The following is a 26,130-nucleotide window of genomic DNA, read 5'->3' on the forward strand; positions in this document are numbered from 1 at the left end:
CAGATCGCCGGCATCGAGCTGCTCTCACGCTCACTGTGGGAGCCGGCTTGCCGGCGATGAGGCCCGAACAGCCACTGCAAGCCCTGAATTGCAGGCACAAAAAAACCGGCCACCAGGGCCGGTTTTTTCATGCGCATGGCAATTACAGCTTGCCAGCGTTCTCGCTCAGGTAAGCAGCAACGCCTTCCGGCGAAGCGTTCATGCCCTTGTCGCCTTTCTTCCAGTTGGCTGGGCAGACTTCGCCGTGCTCTTCGTGGAATTGCAGGGCATCGACCAGACGCAGCAGCTCGTCCATGTTACGGCCCAGCGGCAGGTCGTTGATGATCTGCGAACGAACGACACCGTTGGTGTCGATCAGGAAGGCGCCACGGAAGGCCACGCCGCCTTCGGACTCGACGTCATAGGCCTTGCAGATTTCGTGGGTCATGTCGGCTGCCAGGGTGTACTTCACCTGGCCGATGCCGCCGTTGTTGACCGGGGTGTTGCGCCAGGCGTTGTGGGTGAAGTGCGAGTCGATCGACACGCCGATCACTTCGACGTTGCGCGCCTGGAAGTCAGGGATGCGGTTGTCCAGGGCGATCAGCTCGGATGGGCAGACGAAGGTGAAGTCCAGTGGGTAGAAGAACACCAGGCCGTACTTGCCCTTGATGGCCGAGGCCAGGTTGAAGCTGTCGACGATCTCGCCGTTGCCCAGCACAGCTGGAACGGTGAAGTCGGGGGCTTGTTTGCCAACGAGTACGCTCATTGTAATCTCCTGATGAGGGTGAGAAACCGTTTGCCGGGGCAAGGCAGGCTTGCCCGACATCCAACAAAGGCCGACCATCATACACGGCTTCTGATGACAGGCCGAATCCAACCGCCGGTCGCTCAACGGCAGCGCTTTCGGAAAGTCCTTTGACAAGCATTCTCATTAACATTAAGCTCCAACCCATCGACTCAACCCGCGATGGTCAGCCCTTATGTATGTGTGTCTTTGTGTCGGCGTTACCGACGGACAGATCCGCGATGCGATCTATGAAGGATGCTGCAGCTACAAGGAAGTCCGTGCTGCGACCAATGTCGCCAGCCAGTGCGGCAAATGCGCTTGCCTGGCCAAGCAGGTGGTCCGCGAAACGATCACCGAGCTGCAGGTGAGCCAGCAGGCCGCCCTGCCCTACCCGGTGGAGTTTACCGCTGCCTGATATCACCGAATTTGAAGAACCGGACCTTGCGTCCGGTTTTTTTATGCCCAGATTTCAATAAGTTAGCGCACCAACGCGGTTCACAAACATTCTTATTCCTATTAATTTTCACTTATTATTCAAGAACTTAGGTTTGACACACCTAAGTATCGGGCTCAAACTTCTGTGTATTGGCACACTTCACAGGGCAGGAACCCGAAATGAAAGGCGACGTAAGCGTCATCCAGCATCTCAACAAGATCCTCGGAAACGAGCTGGTCGCGATCAACCAATACTTCCTGCACGCTCGCATGTACGAAGATTGGGGCCTGAACAAGCTCGGCAAGCACGAGTACAAGGAATCCATCGACGAGATGAAGCACGCTGACAAACTGATCAAGCGTATTCTCTTCCTCGAAGGCATCCCCAACGTTCAGGACCTGGGCAAGCTCCTGATCGGCGAGCACACCAAGGAAATGCTCGAGTGCGACCTGAAGATCGAACAGAAGGGCCTGGCCGACCTGAAAGCCGCCATCGCCCACTGCGAAACCGTCGGCGACTTCGGCTCGCGTGACTTGCTCGAAGAGATCCTCGAGTCCGAGGAAGAGCACATCGACTGGCTGGAAACTCAATTGAGCCTGATCGACAAGATTACCCTCGAGAACTACCTGCAGTCGCAGATGGGCGAAGAGTAATTTCCCAGGCAATAAAAAACCCGCCTTGAGCGGGTTTTTTATTGCCTGCCAGATGATCAGGCTTCGGACGCCTTGGCCTTGGCGGCTGCATCCTTGATCAGGGTCTGCAGCTCACCCTTCTCGAACATTTCCAGCATGATGTCGCTACCGCCGACCAGCTCGCCAGCTACCCACAGTTGCGGGAAGGTTGGCCAGTTGGCGTACTTGGGCAGGTTGGCGCGGATTTCCGGGTTCTGCAGGATGTCGACGTAGGCGAACTTCTCGCCACAACCCATCACGGCCTGCGAGGCACGCGCGGAAAAGCCACACTGTGGGGCATTCGGCGAGCCTTTCATGTAAAGCAGAACGGTGTTGTTGGCAATCTGCTCTTTGATCGTTTCGATGATATCCATGTAGCACCTCGGCTGAACTTTGCGACGCGGTCGTCGGACGGTGACGCATTGTAACGGAATCCCAAGCGGCGTGCTCGGCCTCTACATCGCTCGAGCGGCCTCGACCTGCACAGGCACGCCATTGAGCGCAGCATTGCCGGATACCGGGTCGCGCAGACGCTCATCGGTCAGGTCGTTGGCACTCACGCCAGGCTGCGCCTGAGCGATCTGCAGGTGCACGCCAAGGCGACCATGGCCGAAGCCATGGGGCAGGCTGACCACGCCCGGCATCAAGTCCTCGCAGGCTTGCACATCGACTTCCAGGGCGCCGGTGCGCGAGCGGATACGCACCCGCTGGCCATCCTGCAGGTGGCGCTGCTGCAAGTCCTGCGGGTGCATCAACAGCTGATGGCGCGGTTTGCCTTTCACCAGGCGATGGAAATTGTGCATCCATGAATTGTTGCTACGAATGTGGCGACGGCCGATCAGCAGCAGCTCACCAGGCACCGGCGGTACCTGGCTGGCAAGCCGGCGCAAATCGTCCAGCAGCACCTGCGGGGCCGCTTCGACCGCCTTGCTGGCGGTCATCAGCCGCGGGCCGAGATTGCTCCGCAACGGGCCGAGATCAAGGCCATGGGGGTGTTGGTCCAGGGTATCGAGCGAGAGGTTGAAGGCGGAGTCCTCGCCATAGCGCCCTTTGCGCAGGGCCAGATCGATCATCTGAGCGGGCGGTCGAGTCGCCTTCAGTTCCAGCTCGGCTCGCTCGGCAAAAGCCTGCGCCAGGCCAACGAAGATTTCCCAGTCATGCAGCGCTCCATTCGGCTTGGCCAGGATGGCCCGGTTGAAACGCGTGACATTGCGAACCGCCAGCAAGTTGAAGGTGCTGTCGTAATGGTCATTTTCCAGTGCTGAGGTGGACGGCAGGATCAGGTCGGCATGGCGGGTCGTTTCGTTGATATAGAGGTCGATACTGAGCATGAACTCCAGACCCTGCAGCGCCCTGTCCAGCTGACGACCATTGGGCGTGGACAGCACCGGGTTACCCGCCACGGTGACCAGCGCACGCACCTGGCCTTCACCCGGTGTGAGCATCTCTTCTGCAAGGACTGTCACCGGCAGCTCCCCGCCATACTCAGGCAAACCCGACACGCGGCTCTGCCAGGCATTGAAATGCCCGCCCGAGGTGCTTGCCACCAGGTCGACGGCAGGTTCGGTGCACAGCGCCCCACCCTCGCGATCAAGATTGCCCGTGACCAGGTTGATCACTTGCACCAGCCAATGACACAAGCTGCCGAAGGCTTGGGTGGATACCCCCATGCGTCCGTAGCAGACGGCTTTGTCGGCAGCGGCGAAATCCCGTGCCAGTTGACGAATGTCAGCCGCATCGATCCCGCAGTGTGCGCTCATGGCCTCGGCGCTGAATGCCGCGATGGCCTCGCGCACCTGCTCAAGGCCGATGACCGGCAAGTGCGTACCGCGGGCCAGGCCTTCGTCGAACAGGGTGTGCAACAGCCCGCACAGCAAGGCCGCATCGCCACCTGGGCGGACGAACAGATGCTGGTCGGCCATGGCGGCCGTTTCACTGCGCCGCGGGTCGACTACCACCAGCCGCCCACCTCGTGCACGCAGGGCCTTCAGGCGTTTTTCCACGTCTGGTACGGTCATGATGCTGCCATTGGAGGCCAGTGGATTGCCTCCCAGGATCAGCATGAACTGGGTATGGTCGATGTCCGGAATCGGCAACAGCAGCCCGTGACCGTACATCAAGTAGCTGGTCAGGTGCTGGGGCAACTGGTCCACCGACGTGGCGGAAAAGCGGTTGCGGGTCTTGAGCAAACCAAGGAAATAGTTGCTGTGGGTCATCAACCCATAGTTGTGCACGCTGGGGTTGCCCTGGTACACCGCCACGGCGTTGCGGCCATGGGCTTGCTGTATCGCCCAGAGCCTTTCGGCGGCCAGTGCGAACGCCGCGTCCCAGCCGATGGCCTGCCATTGCTCGCCTACCCGGCGATGGGGTTGGCGCAGGCGGTCCGGATCGTTCTGGATATCCTGCAAGGCCACGGCCTTGGGGCAGATGTGGCCACGGCTGAAGGGATCGTCAGGGTCGCCCTTGATCGCGCTGATGCGCGCCGGTCCGTCATGATCATGGCTCACCTCGATGTTGAGCCCGCAGATGGCTTCGCACAGGTGGCAGGCACGGTGATGCAGGGTCTTGGTCATGGCCGCCTCTGCGTTGTCGTTGTCGAAGGCCAACTATGCGCGCCACCCTCATCTGCTGCCATCCGGTTTCGTGGCGTGAATCCTGCGACATCAGGCTGGCGATTCGAGCAAAGCCATTTGCCAAGTCGCCAGCAAGCCGTGTACAACCCGTGTAGCAAATAAAAAACAGCCAGGTGCAAAGCCCCGCGACACCCTTTGCAATAGAGCCGCTGTTTCCCCTCTTGGTTTTAGGCGACATTTAATTATAGTATTGCGCCTTTCCCTATTTCGTCCGCCCCGTGCGGCTTACGCCGCAGGTCACCCCCGTTGTCAAAAAAAACCATACGGTCGACCTGCATACCGTTGCAGATAAGGTAGTCAATCATGAGCGCTAGGCACTTTCTCTCCCTGCTGGACTTCACCACCGACGAATTGCTCGGTGTGATCCGCCGCGGCATCGAGCTGAAGGACCTGCGCAAGCGAGGCGTGCTGTTCGAGCCCCTGAAGAATCGCGTGCTGGGCATGATCTTCGAGAAATCCTCGACCCGTACCCGCGTGTCGTTCGAGGCCGGCATGATCCAGCTCGGTGGCCAGGCCATCTTCCTGTCCCCGCGCGACACCCAGCTGGGCCGTGGCGAGCCGATCAGCGACAGCGCCATCGTGCTGTCGAGCATGCTCGATGCAGTCATGATCCGTACCCATGCCCACAGCACCCTCACCGAATTCGCCGCCAATTCGCGGGTGCCGGTGATCAATGGTCTGTCGGACGAATCGCACCCCTGCCAGCTGTTGGCCGACATGCAGACGTTCCTCGAGCACCGCGGTTCGATCCAGGGCAAGGCCGTTGCCTGGATAGGCGACGGCTTCAACATGTGCAACTCGTACATCGAGGCGGCCCGCCAGTTCGACTTCCAGCTGCGCATCGCTTGCCCGGAGGGTTATGAGCCGGACCCACGCTTCATGGCGCTGGGAGGTGACCGCGTGCAGATCATTCGCGATCCGAAGGAAGCCGTGCGTGGCGCACACCTGGTGACCACCGATGTCTGGACTTCCATGGGGCAAGAGGAGGAAACTGCACGGCGTCTGGCGCATTTCGCGCCTTACCAGGTCACCCGCGAACTGCTTGACCTGGCGGCACCCGACGCCCTGTTCATGCATTGCCTGCCCGCCCACCGCGGTGAGGAAATCAGCCAGGACCTGCTCGACGACCCGCGCTCGGTCGCCTGGGACCAGGCTGAAAACCGGCTGCATGCACAGAAGGCCCTTCTCGAATTCCTTGTAGAACCGGCTTACCACCACGCATGAGTCAACCCCTACTGCTCAACCTGCGCAACCTCGCCTGCGGCTACGGCGACCAGCGCATCGTCCAGAACCTCAACCTGCACCTCAATGCAGGCGACATCGGTTGCCTGCTGGGGTCCTCGGGGTGCGGCAAGACCACCACCCTGCGCGCCATCGCTGGCTTCGAGCCGGTGCACGAGGGTGAGATACAGCTGGCTGGCGAAGTCATTTCCCGTGCAGGCTTCACCCAGGCACCGGAAAAACGCCGGATCGGCATGGTGTTCCAGGACTATGCGCTTTTCCCTCACCTGACCGTGGCCCAGAACATCGCCTTTGGCATTGCCAAGCACCCGCGCCAGGCGCAGGTCGTCGAAGAGATGCTGGACCTGGTGAAGCTCGGCGGCCTGGGCGGGCGCTACCCGCACGAACTGTCAGGCGGCCAGCAGCAACGTGTCGCCCTGGCCCGTGCGCTGGCCCCGGAACCGCAACTGCTGCTGCTCGACGAGCCATTTTCCAACCTCGACGTGGAACTGCGCCGACGGCTCAGCCATGAGGTCCGCGACATTCTCAAGAGCCGCGGCACCAGCGCCATCCTGGTCACCCATGACCAGGAAGAAGCCTTCGCGGTCAGCGACCACGTGGGCGTGTTCAAGGAAGGCCGGCTGGAGCAATGGGATACCCCCTACAACCTCTATCACGAGCCGCAGACACCGTTCGTGGCCAGCTTCATCGGCCAGGGCTATTTCATCCGTGGTCAGATGAGCAGCCATGAAGCGGTCAATACGGAGCTGGGCGAGTTGCGTGGCAACCGCGCCTACATCATGGCCCCAGGCAGTTCGGTGGACGTGCTGCTGCGTCCTGACGACATTGTCCATGCTGCGGACAGTGCCCTGCGTGCCAATATCGTCGGCAAGAGTTTCCTTGGCGCTTCGACCCTGTACCGCCTGCAGCTGCCGACCGGCAGCCAGTTGGAAGCGATCTTCCCAAGCCATATCGACCATCAGGTGGGTGAAGATGTAGGGATTTCCGTCAAGGCCGATCACCTGGTGCTGTTCCCGGTGCCAGGCAGTGTCGCGGCGCAGTTGCCACGGCAAGAGAACGGTGTTCGTCGCTACAGCTCGGCGAGCTGATTCAAGATCCGGGGGCCGCTATACGGCCCTTTCGCGACACAAGGCCGCTCCTACAAGGATCGCTGGGCTGCGCTGCAGCCCTGAAACCTCAGCCCCGCCCGATCCCGGCAAACTTGCCCTGGGTGTGCTCGGCCAGCACCGTCGCTGCCAGTTCGACTTCCAGCCCTCGCCGTCCAGCGCTGACATGGATGGTTGCAAAATTCTGCGCAGAGTCATCGATGAAGGTGCGCAGCCGCTTCTTCTGCCCCAGCGGGCTGATGCCCCCAACCAGGTAACCGGTGGCGCGCTGTGCGACGGCAGGGTCTGCCATTTCGCACTTCTTCACACCTGCTGCATGGGCCAACGCCTTGAGGTCCAGCGTGCCGACCACAGGCACCACAGCTACCAGTAGCTCGCCCTTCTCGCTGCTCGCCAACAAGGTCTTGAACACCTGCTGTGGGTCGAGCCCGAGCTTTTCTGCTGCCTCCAACCCGTATGACGCCGATTTGGGGTCATGTTCATAACTGTGCACACGGTGCTCGGCGCGGGCTTTTTTCAACAGGTCGAGGGCGGGGGTCATGCAGGGCTCCGGTCTGGAACAGGTCGGCGGCTACTTTAGGCCAATTACCACATCCCAGCCAGTTCAACGCTCATGCGCTCGTCTAGCGTGCGGATTTGACCGTGCATCAGGCGTTCAGAACGTGACCGACAGTTCACTTTCGACCTTTGACATAAGCGTTTCTTGTCTATATTTTTTCGTTTCTGAATAAAGTGGTGCACTTTTTAGGTGCGATACCTGTATCTGCCCGGGGTCAACGGAGATCGACACCGGGCCTTGCTGTCGAGCGCCCACGCGCCTCACAACAAAAAAAATCGAGGTCATACATGACGACTGCTCTACGCGAACCCACGCTGTCCAGCCAATGCCTGGCCGAGTTCCTCGGCACAGCGCTGCTCATTTTCTTCGGTACCGGTTGCGTCGCCGCCCTCAAGGTTGCGGGCGCCAGCTTCGGGCTGTGGGAAATCAGCATCATCTGGGGTGTCGGCGTGAGCATGGCGATCTACCTCACCGCCGGTATTTCCGGCGCACACCTGAACCCCGCCGTGAGCATCGCGCTCACCCTGTTCGCCGGTTTCGACAGGCGCAAGCTGCCGAGCTACATGCTGGCCCAGCTCTGCGGTGCATTCTGCGGTGCAGCGCTGGTCTACACCTTGTACAGCAACCTGTTCTTCGATTTCGAACAAGCCCACGCCATGCTCCGCGGCAGCAGCGAGAGCCTGGAGCTGGCCTCGGTGTTTTCCACCTACCCACATCCGTTGCTGTCCACTGGCCAGGCATTTCTGGTCGAAGTGGTGATCACCGCCATCCTCATGGCGGTGATCATGGCCCTGACCGACGAGCGCAATGGCCTGCCCCGCGGGGCAATGGCACCGCTGCTGATCGGCCTGCTGATCGCCGTGATCGGCAGCGCCATGGGCCCTCTGACGGGCTTTGCGATGAACCCCGCGCGCGACTTCGCTCCAAAACTGATGACGTTCCTGGCCGGATGGGGCGAAATCGCCTTCACTGGCGGTCGGGACATTCCTTATTTCCTGGTTCCGATTTTTGCTCCGATCCTCGGCGCTTGCCTGGGTGCCGCTGCCTATCGCGGCCTGATCGCCCGCAACCTGCCAGCTATGCCAATCGCGAACCCGGAGACAAACGACAATCGCCAGGGCGATACTCAAGCCAACTGATGCTGGTGCCCTGACCTCCTTATTTTGCAAGGCCTACGACCATGACAGACACCCAGGACAAGAACTACATCATCGCCCTGGACCAGGGCACCACGAGTTCGCGGGCCATCATTTTCGACCGCGACGCCAATGTGGTCGGTACCTCCCAGCGCGAGTTCGCCCAGCACTATCCACAAGCGGGCTGGGTCGAACACGACCCGATGGAAATCTTCGCGACCCAGAGCGCGACCATGGTCGAGGCCCTGGCCCAGGCCGGCATCAGCCATGCCCAGGTCGCCGCGCTGGGCATCACCAACCAGCGTGAGACCACGGTGGTGTGGGACAAGGAAACCGGTCGCCCGGTCTACAACGCCATCGTCTGGCAGTGCCGCCGCAGTACCGAAATCTGCGCCCAGCTCAAGCGTGACGGGCACGAAGACTACATTCGCGAAACCACCGGCCTGGTCACCGACCCGTACTTTTCGGGCACCAAGCTCAAGTGGATCCTGGACAATGTCGAGGGTGCACGCGAACGTGCCGAACGTGGCGAGCTGTTGTTCGGCACCGTCGATACCTGGTTGATCTGGAAGTTCTCCGGCGGCAAGGTACATGTCACCGACTACACCAACGCCTCGCGCACGCTGATGTTCAACATCCACAGCCTGCAGTGGGACGACAAGCTACTGGAGATCCTCGACATCCCGCGGCAGATGCTGCCCGAGGTGCGCCCGTCGTCCGAAGTCTATGGCCACACCAAGAGCGGCATCGCCATCGCCGGTATCGCCGGCGACCAGCAGTCCGCGCTGTTCGGCCAGATGTGCGTGGAGCCCGGCCAGGCCAAGAACACCTATGGCACCGGCTGCTTCCTGCTGATGAACACCGGCGAACAGGCGGTGCGGTCGTCCCATGGCCTGCTCACCACCATCGCCTGCGGCCCGCGTGGCGAGGTGGCCTATGCACTGGAGGGTGCGGTGTTCAATGGCGGGTCCACCGTGCAATGGCTTCGCGATGAGCTCAAGATCGTCAACGATGCCCTCGATACCGAGTACTTCGCCAGCAAGGTCAAGGACAGCAATGGCGTGTACCTGGTGCCTGCCTTCACCGGCCTCGGCGCCCCGTACTGGGACCCGTATGCACGTGGGGCGCTGTTCGGCCTGACCCGCGGGGTGAAGGTCGACCACATCATTCGCGCCGCGCTGGAATCCATCGCCTTCCAGACCCGCGACGTGCTCGACGCCATGCAGCAGGACTGTGGCCAACGCCTGTCGGAACTGCGCGTGGACGGTGGCGCGGTGGCCAACAACTTCCTCATGCAATTCCAGGCCGATATCCTCGGCACCTGCGTGGAGCGCCCGCAGATGCGTGAAACCACGGCCCTTGGCGCTGCCTACCTGGCAGGCCTGGCCTGTGGCTTCTGGAGTGGCCTGGACGAGTTGCGCGACAAGGCGATCATCGAGCGCGAGTTCAGCCCGCAACTGGACGAGTCACAGAAAGAGAAGCTCTATGCCGGGTGGCGCAAGGCTGTCGATCGTACCCGTGACTGGGAAGATCACGAGGCCTGATGTGATGTGAGTCTTGCGGCCTCATTGCGGCAAGCCGGCTCCCACGCAACCTGTGGGAGCCGGCTTGCCGGCGATGGCCGCATGGCGACCCCAATAGTCTACTGGCCGTCATCCCCTTCGTACGGCATCATTGCAGAATTTGTCCGGCAGCCCCAAAGGACCGCCCATGAATCTGCCCCCACGCCAACAACAAATCCTCGAGCTGGTCCGTGATCGCGGCTACGTCAGCATCGAAGAAATGGCGCAGCTGTTCATCGTCACCCCGCAAACCATCCGTCGCGATATCAATCAGCTGGCCGAACTCAACCTGCTGCGCCGATACCACGGGGGCGCAGCTTATGACTCGAGCATCGAGAACACCGCCTACGCCATGCGCGCCGACCAGATGCGCGATGAGAAACAGCGCATTGCCGAAGCCGTGGCCAGGCAGATTCCCGACCATGCGTCGGTGTTCATCAACATCGGGACCACGACCGAGTCCATTGCCCGCGCTTTGCTCAACCACAACCACCTGAAGGTCATCACCAACAACCTGCACGTAGCTGCGATCCTGGCGGCCAAGGATGACTTCGAAGTGTTGGTCGCTGGCGGCACGGTACGCCGTGACGGCGGCGTGGTGGGTCAGGCCAGTGTCGACTTCATCCACCAATTCAAGGTCGATTTTGCCCTGGTCGGCATCAGCGGCATCGATGAAGACGGCAGCCTGCTGGATTTCGACTACCAGGAAGTGCGGGTTTCCCAGGCGATCATCGCCAATGCACGCCAGGTAATCCTTGCCGCCGACTCCAGCAAATTCGGGCGCAATGCCATGGTTCGCCTGGGTTCGATCAGCCTGGTCGATTGCCTGGTGACCGACCAGCCGCCCAGCCCGGCACTCAGCCAGTTGCTCAACCAGTACAAGATTCGCCTCGACGTGGTCTGAGCCCAGGCGGGCCATTCCAGGCCCGCCATTTTCGATAATGTTCACTTTATTGTCATCCGATCAGTTTTTTCTATAAAGACTGACTGGCGACCCGCATTGTGTTGCGCTAGTATTTTCGGAAACGAACATAAATGTTCATATTCGAGGAGGCTTTGCCTGTGTCCCAACCCGTTTCGTCCCAGCTCCCACTCGCCGACTGCTACGACCTCGCCGTGATCGGCGGTGGCATCAACGGCGTGGGCATCGCTGCCGACGCCGCCGGGCGCGGTTTGAACGTGTTCCTTTGTGAAAAGGACGACCTGGCCCAACACACCTCCTCGGCCAGTAGCAAACTGATCCATGGTGGTCTGCGCTACCTCGAACACTATGAATTCCGGCTCGTGCGCGAGGCGCTGGCCGAACGCGAGGTGCTGCTGGCCAAGGCCCCGCACATCGTCAAGCCGATGCGCTTCGTGCTGCCGCACCGCCCACACCTGCGCCCGGCGTGGATGATCCGTGCCGGCCTGTTCCTGTACGACCACCTGGGCAAGCGCAAGCGTCTGGGCGCCTCGCGCGGCCTGCGCTTTGGCCCGGGCTACCCGCTCAAGCCGTCGATCACCCGCGGTTTCGAATACGCCGACTGCGCCGTCGACGATGCGCGCCTGGTCGTCCTCAATGCCATGGCCGCCCGCGAGAAGGGTGCACATATCCAGACCCGCACACGCTGCCTGCGCGCCGAACGCAGCGACGGGCTGTGGCAGGTCGAACTGCAGCATGCCGATGGCAGCGTGCAGACCATCCGTGCTCGCGCTTTGGTGAATGCCGCCGGCCCATGGGTCGCCAGCTTCATCAAGGATGACCTCAAGCTCGACGCCCCCTACGGCATCCGACTGATCCAGGGCAGCCACCTGATCGTTCCGCGTCTCTATGAGGGCGAACACGCCTACATCCTGCAGAACGAAGATCAGCGCATCGTCTTCTGCATTCCCTACCTCGATCGCTTCACCCTGATCGGCACCACCGACCGTGAATACAGCGGCGACCCCGCCAAGGTCGCGATCACCGAAGAGGAAACCGACTACCTGCTCAAGGTGGTCAACGCCCACTTCAACCAGCCGCTGAGCCGCGCCGATATCCTGCACACCTACTCCGGGGTGCGGCCACTGTGCAATGACGAGTCGGACAACCCTTCGGCCGTTACCCGCGACTACACCTTGGCGCTCTCCGCCAGCGAGGGCCAGGCACCGCTGCTGTCAGTGTTCGGCGGCAAGCTGACCACCTACCGCAAACTGGCCGAATCGGCCATGGACGAGCTCAAGCCCTACTTCACCCAGATGCGCGGCAGCTGGACCGCCAGCGCACCGCTACCGGGTGGTGAAGACATGACCACCGCGCAAGCGCTTGCCGGCGCCGTGCTGGCCCGCTGCAGCTGGCTGCCCGTGGATATCGCCAAACGCTGGGCGTTGACCTACGGTAGTCGCGTATGGCACCTGCTCGAAGGCGTACAAGGGCCACAAGACCTGGGCCAGGCCATCGGCGGTGGCCTGTTCGGTCGCGAAGTGGATTACCTGCGAAACGAGGAATGGGCCATCAGCGCCGATGACATCCTGTGGCGCCGGACCAAGTTGGGCCTGTTCACGACTGATGCCGAACAGCAAATCCTGCGCGATTACCTGCAACGGCTTCAGGCACAGGATCGCGCCGCCTGATCGACGCGAGCGCCCCAAACGGGGCGCTCGCTTGATTTACCGCTGGGATCGCTCGTAAGCCTCACGGGCCAGGGTCCGGATCAGCTCACGCTCAGCCACATGCAGTTCATGCATCAAGGCATTGCTGGCCTCCAGATAGGCCTGCTCACCTCCCGTGCTCGCCGCGTTTTCGGCTTCGACCAGACGCTGGTGGAAACCCTCCACCAGCACCTCGAAACGCAGGTTTTCGCGCTCGCGCACGTGGTTCTGCCAGAACGGCCGCTCGGCCAGCGAATCACTGACTGCCTGCGCAGTTTCCGCAGCCTGCACCGCACGCAGCGCACGCTTCAGATCGCTGCTAGTCACCTGGGCAAAACTTTCGTAGTGCATCGTGTCGGGCTGCGCCGGCAACTCCAGTGCGGGGGCCAGCTTGACCCGATAGCACAGACGCACCTCGATATCATCAATGGCTGACGCCCCCCGCTCGTGCAGACGAACAATGTGCCGGGCCGCCTCCTGGTCGACCTGGTCGAGACGAAACAACGTGGTGCCCAACCGTACCAGCCGTCGTTCGAGATCGGCGACACTGACGTTGTCGATGCCCCGTTGGACCAGCACGCTGATTTCCATCTGGCTGAGCATCAGCAGCAGCCGATCGTCACAGGTGCGCGGTCCGCCGGCTTCCCTGAACAACGAAGTGCGCACCGACTCGTGCTGCTCGCAGGTTTCCAGCAAGCGCCAGATGCGCATGCGGTAATGGCCCGGATGCTCCTGGAAGTCGTCCGACACGGCAAAATCGGCAAGAAAGCGGAACAGGTCGGCCGACCCTGGCTCGCCGTGCAGGGTGTCCCACAAGGCCTCCCGGTCGCTGCGCAGGTCGTCGCGAACACTGCCAATCCATATCTCGCGCACTGTCGCATCCGGGCTCTGGTGACGATAGCCGGCACTGCCCCTCGCGGCGCCGTGGTCGTTTCCGCGAGCTTGATCCAGGCGCCGGGCGCTGGGCTCGTCCAGCGGGTTGTCATGTAGGTGCAGGCGCTGCACGCGCAAGCGCAGGCCGTCGACATGCTCACGGATCTGGCGGATATGGTTTTCCCGCAAGTCGGCCAATGACTGCCAGCCCAGGCTACTGGGCGCAGGCAGCTCGGCGAGTGCCGTAGCCCTCAGATGCAGATGACGCAAATGAATCAGGCTTGAGACATCGGGTGTCTCGCCCAACTGGCTGAAGCTCAGGTCCAGCCTTTGCAAATGCGTCAAGGCGCCGAGGCGCCGATTGCCATCGGCATCCATCACGATCCGGTTGCTACTGAGGTCCAGCAGCCTTAACTGGCTCAGATTCTCCAGGCCCGGAGGTATTGCAGTGAGCTGATTGCCACGCAGGTCGAGTTCGACCAGGTTGCCGAATCTGTGCAGGAAATCAGTGCCCAGTGTGCTCAGGTCCATACCGCGCAATGTCATGCGCCTGACATGGCCGTAATCCACACCCTCGGGCAGTACTGGAAGCTCCCCTGTGCGCTCGCCATCGATGAACAGCACATACTCATCGGCCAGGTTGACCACTTTGCGCCGCCAGCAACGTCGCAAGGCCTCCGCCACGCGGCGCCGCCTGAGCATCTGCCGCAAGCCACGGCCCTGCTCCTGCCAGCTGTCCAGCGCTGCGCGCAGGCTGGACAGCTGGGCTTGCAGTTGCTGGTAGTGATCCCAGAGGTTCACTTCGCGATTCATCAGGTCGAGCAGGTAGACCTCCATCTCAGCATCCTGCAATGTCGGAAAAATCTGCTGAATACCCCGCCGGATTGCCTGACGGCTGCTCTCGCCGCGCCCACTGAGCGGGTATCCCAGGCGACCATCGGCAAAGCGTCGTGGCGGACGAATGCCGGCCCCGACCGGTGCCATGCCAAGCAGCGCGGCCGCCTGTTCGCGATGCTCGCTGGCATGGTTTGCCTGCCAGATGCGCAAGTCCTCCACTGCCTCGGGTAACGGCGCAGTCGGACCGGTCAGTCCCAGGGCCAATCTCTGCGTATCGGCATTGCTCGCCTCTGCCATGTGCAACCCCAGACAGGCGCGATCGAGACGACTGTCACGCACATACCAGCGCGCCTGCTCCGCCAGTGCCAAGGGCACCCGCCCCTGGTCGAGCAGGCTGTCACGCTGGGCAGTACTTGCCTGCTCGAGGATTTGCGCTGCACCACGCACGCTCAGGCCAGGGAAATCCCGCAGCAGCACCGCCTGCTCCGCTGACGGCATACCCTGCAGGCTGGCAAGGTGCAGCTCCAGCGCATGCGCCTGCAGCGCCGGGCTCTGGTGCAGGACAAGGTAACGATCACGAAGGTCGAGCAAGCGCGCCGGGGCGGGTGCACCGTCATGATGCAGACGGCGTAACTGGTCGAGGCGCATCCCGGTGCTCTGCAGCAGCACCTCGGCGGTCCCGTCGGTGTCATCGGCCAGCGCCCCGCCCCATCGACGCAACAGGGAGCCATGATCTTGCAGGTCATGCACGGGCGCCTCACCCTGGGCCAGCTTCAAACGGCTCGCTCCGCGCGGCTCCGGCACCAGCTCATCGACGAACTCGACGCGCTTGAGCACGGCCTTGCCCGCAACCATCGCCCCCCCCAGCAACAGGCTCTCGGCCACGCCCAGCGCCACGCCGAAGACATGATCGAGCGCACCTTGCCTGTCACCCAGTTGCCAGTCCCGATAGCCTTCGTAGACCTCATCGGCAACTTGCACGGCAGCCACCGCGAACATCACCTCGCCCAATACCGGGACAAACAATGCCGCCAGGTTGAGCAGGTCAAGGCCAGCGCCGACCATCGCTTGCAGGCGAAGGTGGCGTTCAAGCAGGTCCTCTTGCGCGGTGGGCACCGCCAGCATGCCGGCATCGTCCAGAAGCTTGTCGAGCTGACGGTTGCGCAAGCAGGCAAAGACTTCCGACTCGATGGCAAAGTGGCGAATATCCAGCTCGGCATTCTCCAGGCCCAGTTGCACGCCAAGGGCAACGTCGAAGGCTGGCCGATCCCGTTCACGGATAAAGCGCGCGAAATGGCGCCGGTACCCGCTGCTCCGTAAGCGCTGCGCCAGGGCAGCCTGCAGGTCCTCCCAGCTGGCATGCTGGGACAAGGTTGCAAGCGGGTCTTGTGGCAGCCACAACACGATGCAGCTCGGTGTGTCGGCCTGCGGCGCGTGTATCCCCAGGGCCAGCGCCCCAACGATCGGCTTGCCCAGCAGATTCAGATGATGGGCAGTCACCCGTCCTGGCAGCGCTGGCACGGTCGGCACGGCGGCGATCAGTGGAAGCAGATGCAGGTAAGCGGCATGGCTGAGCATACCTTTCAACGCAGCCAGGCGCACGGCGGCTTCCAGTTGCAAACGCAGATTGGTTTCCATCAGTCGCTCGATGCCTGCGCCAGCCATCCCTTTCGGGCTGCCAGGCCGATCCTTGGGCCGCAAGATCTGACCGATCAGCGTCTGATAGCGACCGCCGAGATCCAGTTGCCTGCAGCAGCGTGCGAATGACTGAAAGTCGAGCGACAGCGGTTGGCCGTGCGCATCCACCAGCATCGCCTGTCGTCGCAACATGGGCTGCGTGTCATCAGCATGAAAATTGTGCAGCGCCGCTGCCAACAGGCTCTGCCGGGACCTGAACGTCTGAGTGGGCACTGGCAAACGCGGCGCAGCCGTGGGCAGGTCGAGCTCCTGAGTGATACGCACCTGCATGCGGCGTACATCAGGTACTTCGACACCCAGGTCGCGCAACGCCTGATCGAGCAAGGGCATGGCGAACTGGTCGAGCGCAGGAAGGCGCGCGAAGACTCGCTTGAGCCGTTCCGCGCACTCCTGCTGTTGGCTCAGCGCCCGATGCAGCTTGCGCAGGTGTTCTGGCTGGGCCAAAGTCAGCCAACCGGGCAGTTGACGGGCGATAAGCGCATCTACAGAGTCGGGGGGGAAAGTCATGGCGGGCACTCCTGGGGATGGGAGGCCAGCTCAACGCAGATCGCCAAAGCAGCGGTATTAGTTAACTGCCACTTCAGCGGTCACTCATTCGGATTTCCGAACGGGCGCAATGCAACTCATTCGGAAGCCCGTCCGCCCTGCGCAGTTGTAAAAACACCGCAATTCCTTCAGCCCCAGTATTTTCGGGGGGTTATGATCGATGTCAGGGCTTGGCACGAGTCATGCTCTACACTTGGAAGTCGAATGCACACCGCTTCTTGCTGTATTCGTTGAACGAAAGAGTCCGCCAACGGCTCCATAAAAAAAACAAACACGTCGAGGAAAATTTGATGCGCATCGTTCGTCAATTGCTGGGCGCCGCCATCGCGGCTGCAGTCATCGCTTCGCCGGCCATGGCCGAGGAGCTGACCGGCACCCTGAAGAAGATCAAGGACTCGGGCACCATCACCCTGGGGCACCGTGACTCCTCCATTCCGTTTTCCTACCTGGCCGGCAAGCCCGAGCCCGTGGGCTATTCGCACGACATCCAGCTGGCTGTCGTCGACGCCCTGAAGAAGCAACTGGGTACGGACATCAAGGTCCGTTACAACCTGGTCACCTCGCAAACCCGCATCCCGCTGGTGCAGAACGGCACCGTCGACCTGGAGTGCGGCTCCACCACCAACAACGTCGAGCGCCAGCAGCAGGTCGGCTTCTCGGTGGGCATCTTCGAAGTCGGTACCCGCCTGCTGACCAAGGTCAAGGACGGTCAGCCTTCCTACAAGGACTTCCCTGACCTGGCCGGCAAGAACGTCGTGACCACCGCCGGTACCACCTCCGAGCGCATCCTCAAGGCGATGAACGCCGACAAGCAGATGAAGATGAACGTGATTTCCGCCAAGGACCACGGTGAAGCCTTCAACATGCTCGAAAGCGGCCGCGCCGTGGCCTTCATGATGGACGACGCCCTCCTCGCCGGTGAAATGGCCAAGGCCCGCAAGCCGGCCGACTGGGTCATCACCGGCACCCCGCAGTCGTACGAAATCTACGGCTGCATGGTGCGCAAGGATGACGCAGCGTTCAAGAAAGCGGTCGACGACGCCATCGTTGCCTACTTCAAGTCGGGCGAAGTCAACAAGAGCTACGACAAGTGGTTCCAGCAACCGATTCCGCCAAAAGGCCTGAACCTGCAGTTCCCGATGAGCGACGAGCTGAAAAAACTGATCGCCGAGCCGACCGACAAGGCCGCGGACGAGAAGAAGTCCTGATCCTCAGATAGTGGCCTGGTGCGCAAGCGCACGAATCAATCCTGCAGGCCACTCATTAGTGTCTAACCTTTCATCCGAGGGCGCATGCCGCCCTTGGATGCTCGAAGGTGCCCGTGAAACAACCGTCTGAGGGGAAATCCCGATGAATTACAACTGGGACTGGGGCGTGTTCTTCAAGTCCACCGGCGTGGGCAGCGAAACCTATCTGGACTGGTACATCACCGGTTTGGGCTGGACCATCGCCATCGCCATCTCCGCCTGGATCATCGCGCTGCTGCTGGGCTCTGTGCTCGGCGTCATGCGTACCGTGCCGAACCGACTGGTCTCGGGCATCGCCACCGCCTATGTGGAACTGTTCCGCAACGTGCCGCTGCTGGTGCAGCTGTTCGTCTGGTACTTCCTGGTACCGGACCTGCTCCCCGAAGGCCTGCAGGAATGGTTCAAGCAGGACCTCAACCCGACCACTTCGGCGCTGATCAGCGTGGTCATCTGCCTGGGCCTGTTCACCGCCGCCCGCGTTTGCGAACAGGTGCGTACCGGTATCCAGGCGCTGCCCAAAGGCCAGGAAGCCGCCGCCCGTGCGATGGGCTTCAGCCTGCCGCAGATCTACAACAACGTGCTGCTGCCGCAGGCCTACCGGATCATCATTCCGCCGCTTACCTCCGAGTTCCTCAACGTGTTCAAGAACTCCTCGGTGGCATCGCTGATCGGCTTGATGGAGCTGCTGGCACAGACCAAGCAGACTGCCGAGTTCTCGGCCAACCTGTTCGAGGCCTTCACCCTGGCCACGTTGATCTACTTCACCCTGAACATGGGGTTGATGCTGCTGATGCGCATGGTCGAGAAGAAAGTCTCGGTGCCGGGCCTGATTTCCGTGGGAGGCAAGTAAATGGACATGGATTTCAGCGAAATCATCCCGGCTTTGCCAGCCCTCTGGGAAGGCATGATCATGACCTTGCAGCTGATGGTCATGGGCGTGGTCGGCGGTATCGTCCTCGGTACCCTCCTGGCCTTGATGCGCCTGTCGTCGAACAAGCTGATGTCGAACCTGGCGGGTGCCTACGTCAACTACTTCCGCTCGATCCCGTTGCTGCTGGTGATCACCTGGTTCTACCTGGCAGTGCCATTCGTGCTGCGCTGGATCACTGGTGAAGATACCCCGGTGGGGGCCTTCACCTCCTGCGTGGTGGCCTTCATGATGTTCGAGGCCGCCTATTTCTGCGAAATCGTGCGGGCTGGCGTGCAGTCGATCTCGAAGGGCCAGATGGGCGCCGCCCAGGCCCTGGGCATGACCTACGGCCAGACCATGCGCCTGATCATCCTGCCCCAGGCCTTCCGCAAGATGACCCCGCTGCTGCTGCAGCAGAGCATCATCCTGTTCCAGGACACCTCGCTGGTGTACACCGTCGGCCTGGTGGATTTCCTCAACTCGGCACGCTCCAACGGCGACATCATCGGGCGCTCCCATGAGTTCCTGATCTTTGCCGGGGTCGTCTACTTCCTCATCAGCTTCTCCGCTTCGTGGCTGGTCAAGCGCCTGCAAAAAAGGATCACCGTATGATTTCCATCAAGAACGTCAACAAGTGGTACGGCGACTTCCAGGTACTGACCGACTGCAGCACCGAGGTCAAGAAGGGTGAAGTGGTGGTGGTCTGCGGCCCCTCGGGCTCTGGCAAGTCCACGTTGATCAAGTGCGTCAACGCCCTGGAGCCGTTCCAGAAGGGCGACATCGTGGTCGATGGCACTTCGATCGCCGACCCGAAGACCAACCTGCCCAAGCTGCGCTCGCGGGTGGGCATGGTGTTCCAGCACTTCGAGCTGTTCCCGCACCTGACCATCACCGAGAACCTGACCATCGCCCAGCGCAAGGTACTGGGCCGCAGCGAAGCGGAAGCCACCAAGAAGGGCCTGGCCCTGCTCGAACGTGTCGGCCTCAGCGCCCACGCCAAGAAGCACCCCGGCCAGCTGTCCGGCGGCCAGCAGCAGCGCGTGGCCATTGCCCGCGCGCTGTCGATGGACCCGATCGTCATGCTGTTCGACGAACCGACCTCGGCGCTGGACCCGGAAATGGTCAACGAAGTGCTCGACGTGATGGTCGAACTGGCCCACGAAGGCATGACCATGATGTGCGTGACCCACGAAATGGGCTTCGCCCGCAAGGTGGCCAACCGTGTGATCTTCATGGACAAGGGCAGCATCATCGAGGACTGCCAGAAGGAAGACTTCTTCGGCAACCCGACTGCTCGTCACGAACGCACCCAGCACTTCCTCAGCAAGATCCTGCAACATTAAGTCGTCCACAGCATCCGCTGCCCTGCCCTGTACCGGGCAGTGGATGCTGGTGGTGACAAGGCCACTGTGATGAAATGCGACCCCTCGCTTCTTCGCCCTGCCCAGCCTGCCGTGAAATCCCGCCTGATCCGCCAACTGCTGCTACCCCCTCTGATCATCCTGCTGATGCTCGGCCTTGGCCTGGCCGGCTTTTTGATCAGCGAGAACAACGGCATCCGCACCCTTAGCGAAAACGGCGAGCGCCAGCTGGAGCTGCACGCGCGCACGGTCGAAAGCGAAATCAGCAAGTACACCTACCTGCCAAGCCTGCTGGAGCTGGAAGACAGCGTCTCGCTGTTGCTTACCGACCCCGACGGCGCCAACCGCCAAACCGTCAACGAATACCTCGAAGGCCTGAACCGGCGCAGCCGCAGCCGGGCGATCTTCGTCCTGGATACCAACGGCCGCGTCCAGGCCACCAGCAACTGGCGTGATGCCGACTCGTTCCTGGGTGAAGACCTGTCGTTCCGTGCCTATTTCCAAAGTGCCGTGCGCGGCGAACCGGGGCGCTTCTACGGCATCGGCAGCACCACCGGCGAAGCCGGCTACTACCTGGCCCACGGCCTTGAAGAACACGGCAAGATCATCGGTGTGGCGGTGATCAAGGTACGTCTGGACACCCTGGAGGAGCGCTGGCAACGGGCGCGCCTGGAAGCCTTCGTCAGCGACGAGAACGGCATCATCATCCTCTCCAGCGACCCGGCCCGGCGGCTGAAATCGGTGCGCCCGCTGACGCCACAGATCAAGGAACGCCTGGCCCGCAGCCTGCAGTACTACTGGTGGCCGCTCAACGAATTGCAGCCGCTGGCCCGCGAAACCCTGGCCGATGGCGTGGAAAAGCTCACCTTCCCGGCCAACAGCGAAACCGCTCAGGGCAAACCCCACGAGGTCGCCTACCTGGCGCAGACGCGGCGGCTGGCCGATACACCGTGGCATTTCACCTTGCTCACGCCCCTGCAGGACCTCAAACGTGAATCGCTGGTGCAAGGCATCCTCGCAGGTGTGGCGTTTGCCCTGCTGGCGATCCTCGGCATCGCCTGGAACGAGCGGCGCAAGGTGATCGCCACCCGCCTGGCCGCTCGCGAAGCGCTGGAGGAAGCCAACAGCCAGCTGGAGCGGCGGATTGCCGACCGCACCGCCGACCTGCGGGCAAGCAACGAGCGACTCAAGGGCCAGATCCGCGAGCGTCGCCACGCCGAACAGACCCTGCGCCACGCCCAGGACGAACTGGTGCAAGCCGGCAAGCTGGCGGCCATCGGGCAGATGTCCACCAGCATTGCCCACGAGCTCAACCAACCACTGGCGGCACTGCGCACCTTGTCCGGCAACACGGTACGCTTCCTCGAGCGCGGCGCGCTGGAAACCGCCAGCACCAACCTGCGCACCATGAACGACCTGATCGACCGCATGGGCCGCATCACCGCCAGCCTGCGCTCGTTCGCCCGACGCGGCGACGACACCGGCCAGGCATCGCTGGCCAAGGCCGTCGACGCCTCGCTGCAGGTACTGGCCAACCGCATCAGTGCCTGCCACTTGCAGTTGCACAGCCAGTTCGACGACCATCAACTGGCCATCGACCAGACGCGCCTGGAGCAGATCCTGGTCAACCTGATCGGCAATGCCCTCGATGCCATGACCACCCAGCCGCTGCCCGAGCTATGGCTGGAAGGCGAGCTGCAAGGCGACAAGTACCGCCTGCAGGTACGCGACAATGGCCACGGCATCGACGCCGAAGCACGCAAGCACCTGTTCGAACCTTTCTTCACCACCAAACCCGGCGAACACGGCCTGGGCCTGGGCCTGACCCTGTCGGCGAGCCTCGCCGCCGCCGCCAAGGGCAGCCTGAACGTCGAGCATCCCGCCAGTGGCGGCACCGCCTTCGTGCTTGCCCTGCCTCTGGTCACGCCCCCTAGCGAAACGGCAGAGCATCCATGAACCCAGCACCCCTTACCGTCCTGATCGTCGAAGACGACCCGCATGTGCTGCTCGGCTGCCAGCAAGCCCTGGCACTCGAAGACATCGCCTGCGAAGGGGTCGGCAGCGCCGAGCAAGCCCTGGAGCGCATCGGTGACGACTTCGCTGGCATCGTCGTCAGCGATATTCGCCTGCCAGGCATCGACGGCCTGGAGCTGCTCAACCGCCTCAAGGCCCGCGACCGCAGCTTGCCGGTGGTGCTGATCACCGGCCACGGCGATATCGACATGGCCGTCGGCGCCATGCGCAACGGCGCCTACGACTTCATGGAAAAACCCTTCTCGCCCGAACGCCTGGTCGACGTGGTCAGGCGCGCCCTGGAACAGCGCGGACTGTCGCGCGAGGTGTTCGCCCTGCGCCGCCAGCTCGCCGAGCAGAGCAGCCTGGAGGGGCGCATCATTGGCCGCTCGCCGGCGATGGAACAGTTGCGCGAACTGATCGCCAACGTGGCCGACACGTCGGCCAACGTACTGATCGAAGGCGAAACCGGGACAGGCAAGGAGCTGGTCGCGCGATGCCTGCACGATTTCAGCCGTCGCCAGGGCCAGCCTTTCGTGGCGCTGAACTGCGGTGGGTTGCCGGAGAATCTGTTCGAGAGCGAGATTTTCGGCCACGAGGCCAATGCCTTTACCGGGGCAGGCAAGCGCCGCATCGGCAAGATCGAGCATGCCAACGGCGGCACCCTGTTCCTCGACGAAGTCGAGAGCATGCCGATCAACTTGCAGATCAAGCTGCTGCGCGTCCTTCAGGAGCGCACCCTGGAGCGCCTGGGCTCGAACCAGAGCATCCCGGTGGACTGCCGGGTGATCGCCGCGACCAAGGCCGAGCTGGCCACCCTGGGCCAGAGCGGCCAGTTCCGCAGTGACCTCTACTACCGCTTGAACGTGGTCACCCTCGAATTGCCCCCCCTGCGTGAACGGCGCGAAGACATTCGCCAGCTGTTCGAGCACTTCCTGCAGCAATCGGCACTGCGCTTCGACCGGGAACTGCCGCAGCTGGACAGCCAGACCCTGTCCCGGCTGATGTCCCACGACTGGCCGGGCAACGTGCGCGAGCTGCGCAACGTCGCCGAACGTTTCGCCCTGGGCCTGCCTGCCTTCAAGAAGGGCCCGACCGGCGGCGCCAGCCAGGGGCTGGGTTTTGCCGAGGCGGTCGAGGCCTTCGAGCGCAATCTGCTCGGCGACGCCCTGCAACGTACCGGCGGCAATCTCAGCCAGGCCAGCCAGGAACTGGGCATGGCCAAGACCACGCTGTTCGACAAGGTGAAAAAGTACGGGCTTGGCTGAAATCGGCAAGGGAAGCGTTGCTCGCCTGCTGAAAGCTGACGCAACTCCTGTGGGAGCCGGCTTGCCGGCGATAGCGCAGGCCTTTCGATCTGAGCCCCTACAGGCCGGCGATATGCGTCACGTTCTGTCGGTGTGATTGCAGGTACGGCAACACCGCCCCGAGCAATGGCGCCTTGAACGGCTCCTGGAAGCGGTGCGCCAACCCCGGAATCAGGCGCAGCTCGCTGCCGCGGATATGCGCCGCCAGGTGCACGCCATGCATGACCGGCAACAACGGATCGGCCGTGCCATGCACCACCAGGGTTGGCACCCGCAGTCGATCGAGCAGCGCCACCCTGCTCGGCTCGGCCAGGATCGCCATGATCTGGCGCTTGGCCCCTTCGGGATTGAACGCTCGATCATAGGCCGCTGCAGCCTGCTGCAACAGCACTGCCCGATCGTCTCGCACCTGCGGGCTACCGAGCGCCGCCAACAGGTCGGCCTGCTGCTCGATGGCGACCTCCCGGCTGGGTGCACTACGCCGCGCCAGCAACTGCACCAGTGCCGGGCTTGGCGCGGGCAGACCGGCCGCCCCCGAGCTGGACATCACCAGGGTCAGGCTGCGCACCCGCTCCGGCGCCATGGCCGCCAGGTGCTGGGCGATCATGCCGCCCATGCTCACGCCCAGCACATGGAACTGACGGATGCCCAAGGCATTCATCAACCCCAGGCCATCGTCGGCCATGTCGGTCAAGGTGTAAGGCGCCGCCACCGGCAAGCCCAGCTTGTAGCGCAGCAACTGGACCGTGAGGTTGGCCGTGGGCGGCAACCGGTTCCAGCGTGACAGGCCAACATCGCGGTTGTCGTAGCGGATTACCCGGAAACCCTGGTTGCACAAGGCCTCGACCACATCGTCCGGCCAGTGGATGAGCTGGCCGCCCAGGCCCATGACCAGCAACAAGGCCGGATCGCGCGGCGACCCGACGCTCTGGTAGACCAGGCTCACGGCGCCGATCTCGGCCCGTTGCACCGGCACACTGGCGTCGCAGCGGTTGTCGGCCAGGCTCGCCGACACGCTGAACAGGAAATAGAAAACGACCCAAAAAACACGCATGAAAGAAAACCAGAATGCAGATCCCCAGTAGAGCGCGAGTCTGATGACTTTCATTCAAGCGCGCTGCCACAGTTCGGTGACAGTTTGATGAACCCTGCCGAGCGGTTGGCCCAACGGTGTGTCGACATGCAGGGCCAACATGAGGGAAACTCAACTCATTCCCTGTTTCCTCACCATTTTTTCTCGGAGTCAGCCGTGCTGGAGATCCGCCACCTGAAAACCCTTCATGCCCTGCGCGAAGCGGACAGCCTCGTCGAGGCTGCCGAACGCCTGCACCTGACGCAATCGGCGCTGTCGCACCAGTTCAAGGAACTGGAAGAGCGCCTGGGCTTGCCCTTGTTCGTGCGCAAGACCAAGCCGATCCGCTTCACCAGCGCCGGCCTGCGTCTGCTGCAACTGGCCGACGCCACCCTGCCCCTGCTGCGCGGCGCCGAACGCGACATCGCCCGCCTGGCCGGTGGCACGGCTGGACGCCTGCACATGGCCATCGAGTGTCACAGCTGCTTCCAGTGGCTGATGCCGACCATCGACCAGTTCCGTGATGCCTGGCCGGAAGTGGAGCTGGACCTGGCTTCGGGGTTCGCCTTCGCCCCGCTGCCGGCCCTGGCCCGAGGCGACCTCGACCTGGTGGTGACCTCCGACCCGGTGGACCTGGCCGGTATCACCTACGTGCCGCTGTTCACCTACGAAGCCATGCTCGCCGTGGCCAACCAGCACCCACTGGCCAGCAAGCCTTACATGGTGCCGCAGGACCTGATCGACCAGACCCTGATCACCTACCCGGTGGAACGCGATCGCCTGGACATCTTCACCCGCTTCCTGGAACCGGCCGACATCGAGCCGGCGGCCGTGCGCACTTCGGAGCTGACGGTGATGATGATGCAGCTGGTGGCCAGCGGCCGCGGTGTTTGCGGCATGCCGCACTGGGCGCTGCACGAATACAGTTCGCGCGGCTATGTGAAGGGCAAGCGCCTGGGCGAAAAGGGCCTGTTCGCCACCCTTTACGCGGCGGTGCGCACCGACATGCTCGATGCGCCATACATGCGCGACTTCCTGCTGACGGCCAAGGACACCTCGTTCGCCACCCTCGATGGGGTCAGTGCGGTGCGCTGACCGCCTGGCGATACAGCGGCAGGATCAGGTCGCGGGTCAGCGGCGCCAGCTGCAGTTCAGGTGACTGATCAGCGGCCAGCCACACCACTTCTTCGATTTCCGCCGCAGGCGCCACGGCCTCGGCGCAGTCGACCCGAAACAGTTGCGCTTGCACCTCGAATCCTGGTTCGTTGGCGGCCGGGGCACTGAACTGGCCCAGCGCGATGGCCTGCGCCGGGTCGATATGCAGGCCCAGTTCCTCGTGCAGTTCGCGCACCAGCGCGGCGACCGCCGACTCGCCGGCATCGATCTTGCCGCCCGGCTGCATGAACGCCTGGGTGCCGCGTTTGCGCACCAGCAAGGTGCGGCCTTGGGGGTCGATCAACAGGGCGGCGGCGATGCGGATGATGTTGGGCATGGAATAGGCTCGCGGGCAAAGGCAGGGAGGATCCCATGGGCTCCTGGGCCTGA

The 26,130-nt window shown here is 62.6% G+C and carries 22 protein-coding genes; 15 read left to right on the forward strand and 7 right to left on the reverse strand.

All coding sequences use genetic code 11. From position 1 onward, the window contains the following. Positions 1–142: 142 nt before the first annotated feature. Positions 143–745, reverse strand: a complete 603-nt coding sequence (locus tag PPL01S_RS06675; RefSeq protein WP_008099573.1) for a peroxiredoxin — start codon at positions 743–745, stop codon at positions 143–145. 214 nt (positions 746–959) lie between these two features. On the opposite strand from PPL01S_RS06675, the gene PPL01S_RS06680 reads away from it, so the two are divergent. Beyond that, complete coding sequence (locus PPL01S_RS06680; protein ID WP_008099571.1) at positions 960–1,181, forward strand: bacterioferritin-associated ferredoxin; 222 nt, start codon at positions 960–962, stop codon at positions 1,179–1,181. 200 nt (positions 1,182–1,381) lie between these two features. Then, on the forward strand, positions 1,382–1,855 hold the full coding sequence (gene bfr / locus PPL01S_RS06685; protein ID WP_016395686.1) for a bacterioferritin: 474 nt from the start codon (positions 1,382–1,384) through the stop codon (positions 1,853–1,855). 56 nt (positions 1,856–1,911) lie between these two features. Here the strand turns inward: bfr and grxD are convergent, their stop codons facing one another. Both grxD and PPL01S_RS06695 read right to left on the reverse strand, forming a co-directional pair. After that, positions 1,912–2,247: a Grx4 family monothiol glutaredoxin gene (grxD, locus tag PPL01S_RS06690; protein ID WP_016395685.1), complete on the reverse strand. Its 336-nt coding sequence runs from the start codon at positions 2,245–2,247 to the stop codon at positions 1,912–1,914. A gap of 81 nt (positions 2,248–2,328) precedes the next feature. Further along, positions 2,329–4,446 (reverse strand): molybdopterin oxidoreductase family protein, encoded by a 2,118-nt coding sequence (locus PPL01S_RS06695; RefSeq protein WP_028625450.1) that lies wholly within the window; start codon positions 4,444–4,446, stop codon positions 2,329–2,331. A 363-nt stretch (positions 4,447–4,809) separates the two neighbouring features. Here PPL01S_RS06695 and argF point away from each other — a divergent pair, with 363 nt between their 5' ends. Continuing rightward, on the forward strand, positions 4,810–5,730 hold the full coding sequence (argF, locus tag PPL01S_RS06700) for an ornithine carbamoyltransferase (protein WP_016395683.1): 921 nt from the start codon (positions 4,810–4,812) through the stop codon (positions 5,728–5,730). Beyond that, positions 5,727–6,836, forward strand: a complete 1,110-nt coding sequence (locus tag PPL01S_RS06705; RefSeq protein WP_016395682.1) for an ABC transporter ATP-binding protein — start codon at positions 5,727–5,729, stop codon at positions 6,834–6,836. The genes argF and PPL01S_RS06705 overlap by 4 nt, the downstream gene beginning before the upstream one ends. A gap of 88 nt (positions 6,837–6,924) precedes the next feature. On the opposite strand, the gene ybaK is transcribed toward PPL01S_RS06705, so the two are convergent. Continuing rightward, positions 6,925–7,395, reverse strand: coding sequence for a Cys-tRNA(Pro) deacylase (gene ybaK / locus PPL01S_RS06710; protein WP_016395681.1), 471 nt, complete (start codon positions 7,393–7,395; stop codon positions 6,925–6,927). A 305-nt stretch (positions 7,396–7,700) separates the two neighbouring features. Here ybaK and PPL01S_RS06715 point away from each other — a divergent pair, with 305 nt between their 5' ends. From PPL01S_RS06715 to glpD, 4 genes are all read left to right on the forward strand, one after another. Further along, the gene (locus tag PPL01S_RS06715) at positions 7,701–8,552 is read left to right on the forward strand and encodes an MIP/aquaporin family protein (RefSeq protein ID WP_028625451.1); all 852 of its coding nucleotides are present in this window, start codon (positions 7,701–7,703) and stop codon (positions 8,550–8,552) included. A gap of 41 nt (positions 8,553–8,593) precedes the next feature. Beyond that, positions 8,594–10,093, forward strand: a complete 1,500-nt coding sequence (glpK, locus tag PPL01S_RS06720; RefSeq protein ID WP_016395679.1) for a glycerol kinase GlpK — start codon at positions 8,594–8,596, stop codon at positions 10,091–10,093. Positions 10,094–10,259: 166 nt separating this feature from the next. Further along, entirely contained in the window at positions 10,260–11,015 is a 756-nt protein-coding gene (gene glpR / locus PPL01S_RS06725) for a DNA-binding transcriptional repressor GlpR (RefSeq protein ID WP_016395678.1), read from the forward strand. Between the two features lie 158 nt (positions 11,016–11,173). After that, entirely contained in the window at positions 11,174–12,703 is a 1,530-nt protein-coding gene (gene glpD, locus PPL01S_RS06730; RefSeq protein WP_028625452.1) for a glycerol-3-phosphate dehydrogenase, read from the forward strand. Positions 12,704–12,739: 36 nt separating this feature from the next. Here the strand turns inward: glpD and PPL01S_RS06735 are convergent, their stop codons facing one another. Continuing rightward, positions 12,740–16,636: an NEL-type E3 ubiquitin ligase domain-containing protein gene (locus PPL01S_RS06735; RefSeq protein WP_033743314.1), complete on the reverse strand. Its 3,897-nt coding sequence runs from the start codon at positions 16,634–16,636 to the stop codon at positions 12,740–12,742. Positions 16,637–16,965: 329 nt separating this feature from the next. On the opposite strand from PPL01S_RS06735, the gene PPL01S_RS06740 reads away from it, so the two are divergent. From PPL01S_RS06740 to aauR, 6 genes are all read left to right on the forward strand, one after another. After that, a complete protein-coding gene (locus PPL01S_RS06740; protein WP_016395676.1) occupies positions 16,966–17,883 on the forward strand; it encodes a glutamate/aspartate ABC transporter substrate-binding protein in 918 nt (305 codons plus the stop codon). Between the two features lie 142 nt (positions 17,884–18,025). Continuing rightward, the gene (locus PPL01S_RS06745) at positions 18,026–18,772 is read left to right on the forward strand and encodes an amino acid ABC transporter permease (RefSeq protein WP_016395675.1); all 747 of its coding nucleotides are present in this window, start codon (positions 18,026–18,028) and stop codon (positions 18,770–18,772) included. Beyond that, the gene (locus PPL01S_RS06750) at positions 18,773–19,444 is read left to right on the forward strand and encodes an amino acid ABC transporter permease (protein ID WP_016395674.1); all 672 of its coding nucleotides are present in this window, start codon (positions 18,773–18,775) and stop codon (positions 19,442–19,444) included. Further along, positions 19,441–20,175, forward strand: a complete 735-nt coding sequence (locus tag PPL01S_RS06755) for an amino acid ABC transporter ATP-binding protein (protein WP_016395673.1) — start codon at positions 19,441–19,443, stop codon at positions 20,173–20,175. The genes PPL01S_RS06750 and PPL01S_RS06755 overlap by 4 nt, the downstream gene beginning before the upstream one ends. Before the next feature lie 69 nt (positions 20,176–20,244). Beyond that, entirely contained in the window at positions 20,245–22,149 is a 1,905-nt protein-coding gene (aauS, locus tag PPL01S_RS06760) for a two-component sensor histidine kinase AauS (RefSeq protein WP_028625454.1), read from the forward strand. Then, positions 22,146–23,474 (forward strand): two-component response regulator AauR, encoded by a 1,329-nt coding sequence (gene aauR / locus PPL01S_RS06765; protein ID WP_028625455.1) that lies wholly within the window; start codon positions 22,146–22,148, stop codon positions 23,472–23,474. Before aauS ends, aauR begins: the two co-directional genes overlap by 4 nt. A 97-nt stretch (positions 23,475–23,571) precedes the next feature. Here aauR and PPL01S_RS06770 read toward each other — a convergent pair whose 3' ends face one another. Then, a complete protein-coding gene (locus PPL01S_RS06770) occupies positions 23,572–24,567 on the reverse strand; it encodes an alpha/beta fold hydrolase (RefSeq protein WP_028625456.1) in 996 nt (331 codons plus the stop codon). A gap of 195 nt (positions 24,568–24,762) precedes the next feature. Here PPL01S_RS06770 and metR point away from each other — a divergent pair, with 195 nt between their 5' ends. Next, positions 24,763–25,680 carry a transcriptional regulator MetR gene (metR, locus tag PPL01S_RS06775; RefSeq protein ID WP_016395669.1) on the forward strand — a complete coding sequence of 306 codons (918 nt, stop codon included), beginning with the start codon at positions 24,763–24,765 and terminating at the stop codon, positions 25,678–25,680. Here the strand turns inward: metR and PPL01S_RS06780 are convergent. Then, positions 25,664–26,077: an NUDIX hydrolase gene (locus PPL01S_RS06780; RefSeq protein WP_016395668.1), complete on the reverse strand. Its 414-nt coding sequence runs from the start codon at positions 26,075–26,077 to the stop codon at positions 25,664–25,666. The two genes, metR and PPL01S_RS06780, sit on opposite strands and share 17 nt — an antisense overlap. Positions 26,078–26,130 lie beyond the last annotated feature (53 nt).

The sequence above is a fragment of the Pseudomonas plecoglossicida NBRC 103162 = DSM 15088 genome (genome assembly GCF_000730665.1).
GTDB classification, from domain to species: domain Bacteria; phylum Pseudomonadota; class Gammaproteobacteria; order Pseudomonadales; family Pseudomonadaceae; genus Aquipseudomonas; species Aquipseudomonas plecoglossicida.

Bases quoted from the DNA above. Each gene is read 5' to 3' on its own strand.
- PPL01S_RS06675 (WP_008099573.1), bottom strand. From the start codon at position 745: ATGAGCGTACTCGTTGGCAAACAAGCCCCCGACTTCACCGTTCCAGCT.
- PPL01S_RS06680 (WP_008099571.1), top strand. From the start codon at position 960: ATGTATGTGTGTCTTTGTGTCGGCGTTACCGACGGACAGATCCGCGAT.
- bfr (WP_016395686.1), top strand. From the start codon at position 1,382: ATGAAAGGCGACGTAAGCGTCATCCAGCATCTCAACAAGATCCTCGGA.
- grxD (WP_016395685.1), bottom strand. From the start codon at position 2,247: ATGGATATCATCGAAACGATCAAAGAGCAGATTGCCAACAACACCGTT.
- PPL01S_RS06695 (WP_028625450.1), bottom strand. From the start codon at position 4,446: ATGACCAAGACCCTGCATCACCGTGCCTGCCACCTGTGCGAAGCCATC.
- argF (WP_016395683.1), top strand. From the start codon at position 4,810: ATGAGCGCTAGGCACTTTCTCTCCCTGCTGGACTTCACCACCGACGAA.
- PPL01S_RS06705 (WP_016395682.1), top strand. From the start codon at position 5,727: ATGAGTCAACCCCTACTGCTCAACCTGCGCAACCTCGCCTGCGGCTAC.
- ybaK (WP_016395681.1), bottom strand. From the start codon at position 7,395: ATGACCCCCGCCCTCGACCTGTTGAAAAAAGCCCGCGCCGAGCACCGT.
- PPL01S_RS06715 (WP_028625451.1), top strand. From the start codon at position 7,701: ATGACGACTGCTCTACGCGAACCCACGCTGTCCAGCCAATGCCTGGCC.
- glpK (WP_016395679.1), top strand. From the start codon at position 8,594: ATGACAGACACCCAGGACAAGAACTACATCATCGCCCTGGACCAGGGC.
- glpR (WP_016395678.1), top strand. From the start codon at position 10,260: ATGAATCTGCCCCCACGCCAACAACAAATCCTCGAGCTGGTCCGTGAT.
- PPL01S_RS06735 (WP_033743314.1), bottom strand. From the start codon at position 16,636: ATGACTTTCCCCCCCGACTCTGTAGATGCGCTTATCGCCCGTCAACTG.
- PPL01S_RS06740 (WP_016395676.1), top strand. From the start codon at position 16,966: ATGCGCATCGTTCGTCAATTGCTGGGCGCCGCCATCGCGGCTGCAGTC.
- PPL01S_RS06745 (WP_016395675.1), top strand. From the start codon at position 18,026: ATGAATTACAACTGGGACTGGGGCGTGTTCTTCAAGTCCACCGGCGTG.
- PPL01S_RS06750 (WP_016395674.1), top strand. From the start codon at position 18,773: ATGGACATGGATTTCAGCGAAATCATCCCGGCTTTGCCAGCCCTCTGG.
- PPL01S_RS06755 (WP_016395673.1), top strand. From the start codon at position 19,441: ATGATTTCCATCAAGAACGTCAACAAGTGGTACGGCGACTTCCAGGTA.
- aauS (WP_028625454.1), top strand. From the start codon at position 20,245: ATGAAATGCGACCCCTCGCTTCTTCGCCCTGCCCAGCCTGCCGTGAAA.
- aauR (WP_028625455.1), top strand. From the start codon at position 22,146: ATGAACCCAGCACCCCTTACCGTCCTGATCGTCGAAGACGACCCGCAT.
- PPL01S_RS06770 (WP_028625456.1), bottom strand. From the start codon at position 24,567: ATGCGTGTTTTTTGGGTCGTTTTCTATTTCCTGTTCAGCGTGTCGGCG.
- PPL01S_RS06780 (WP_016395668.1), bottom strand. From the start codon at position 26,077: ATGCCCAACATCATCCGCATCGCCGCCGCCCTGTTGATCGACCCCCAA.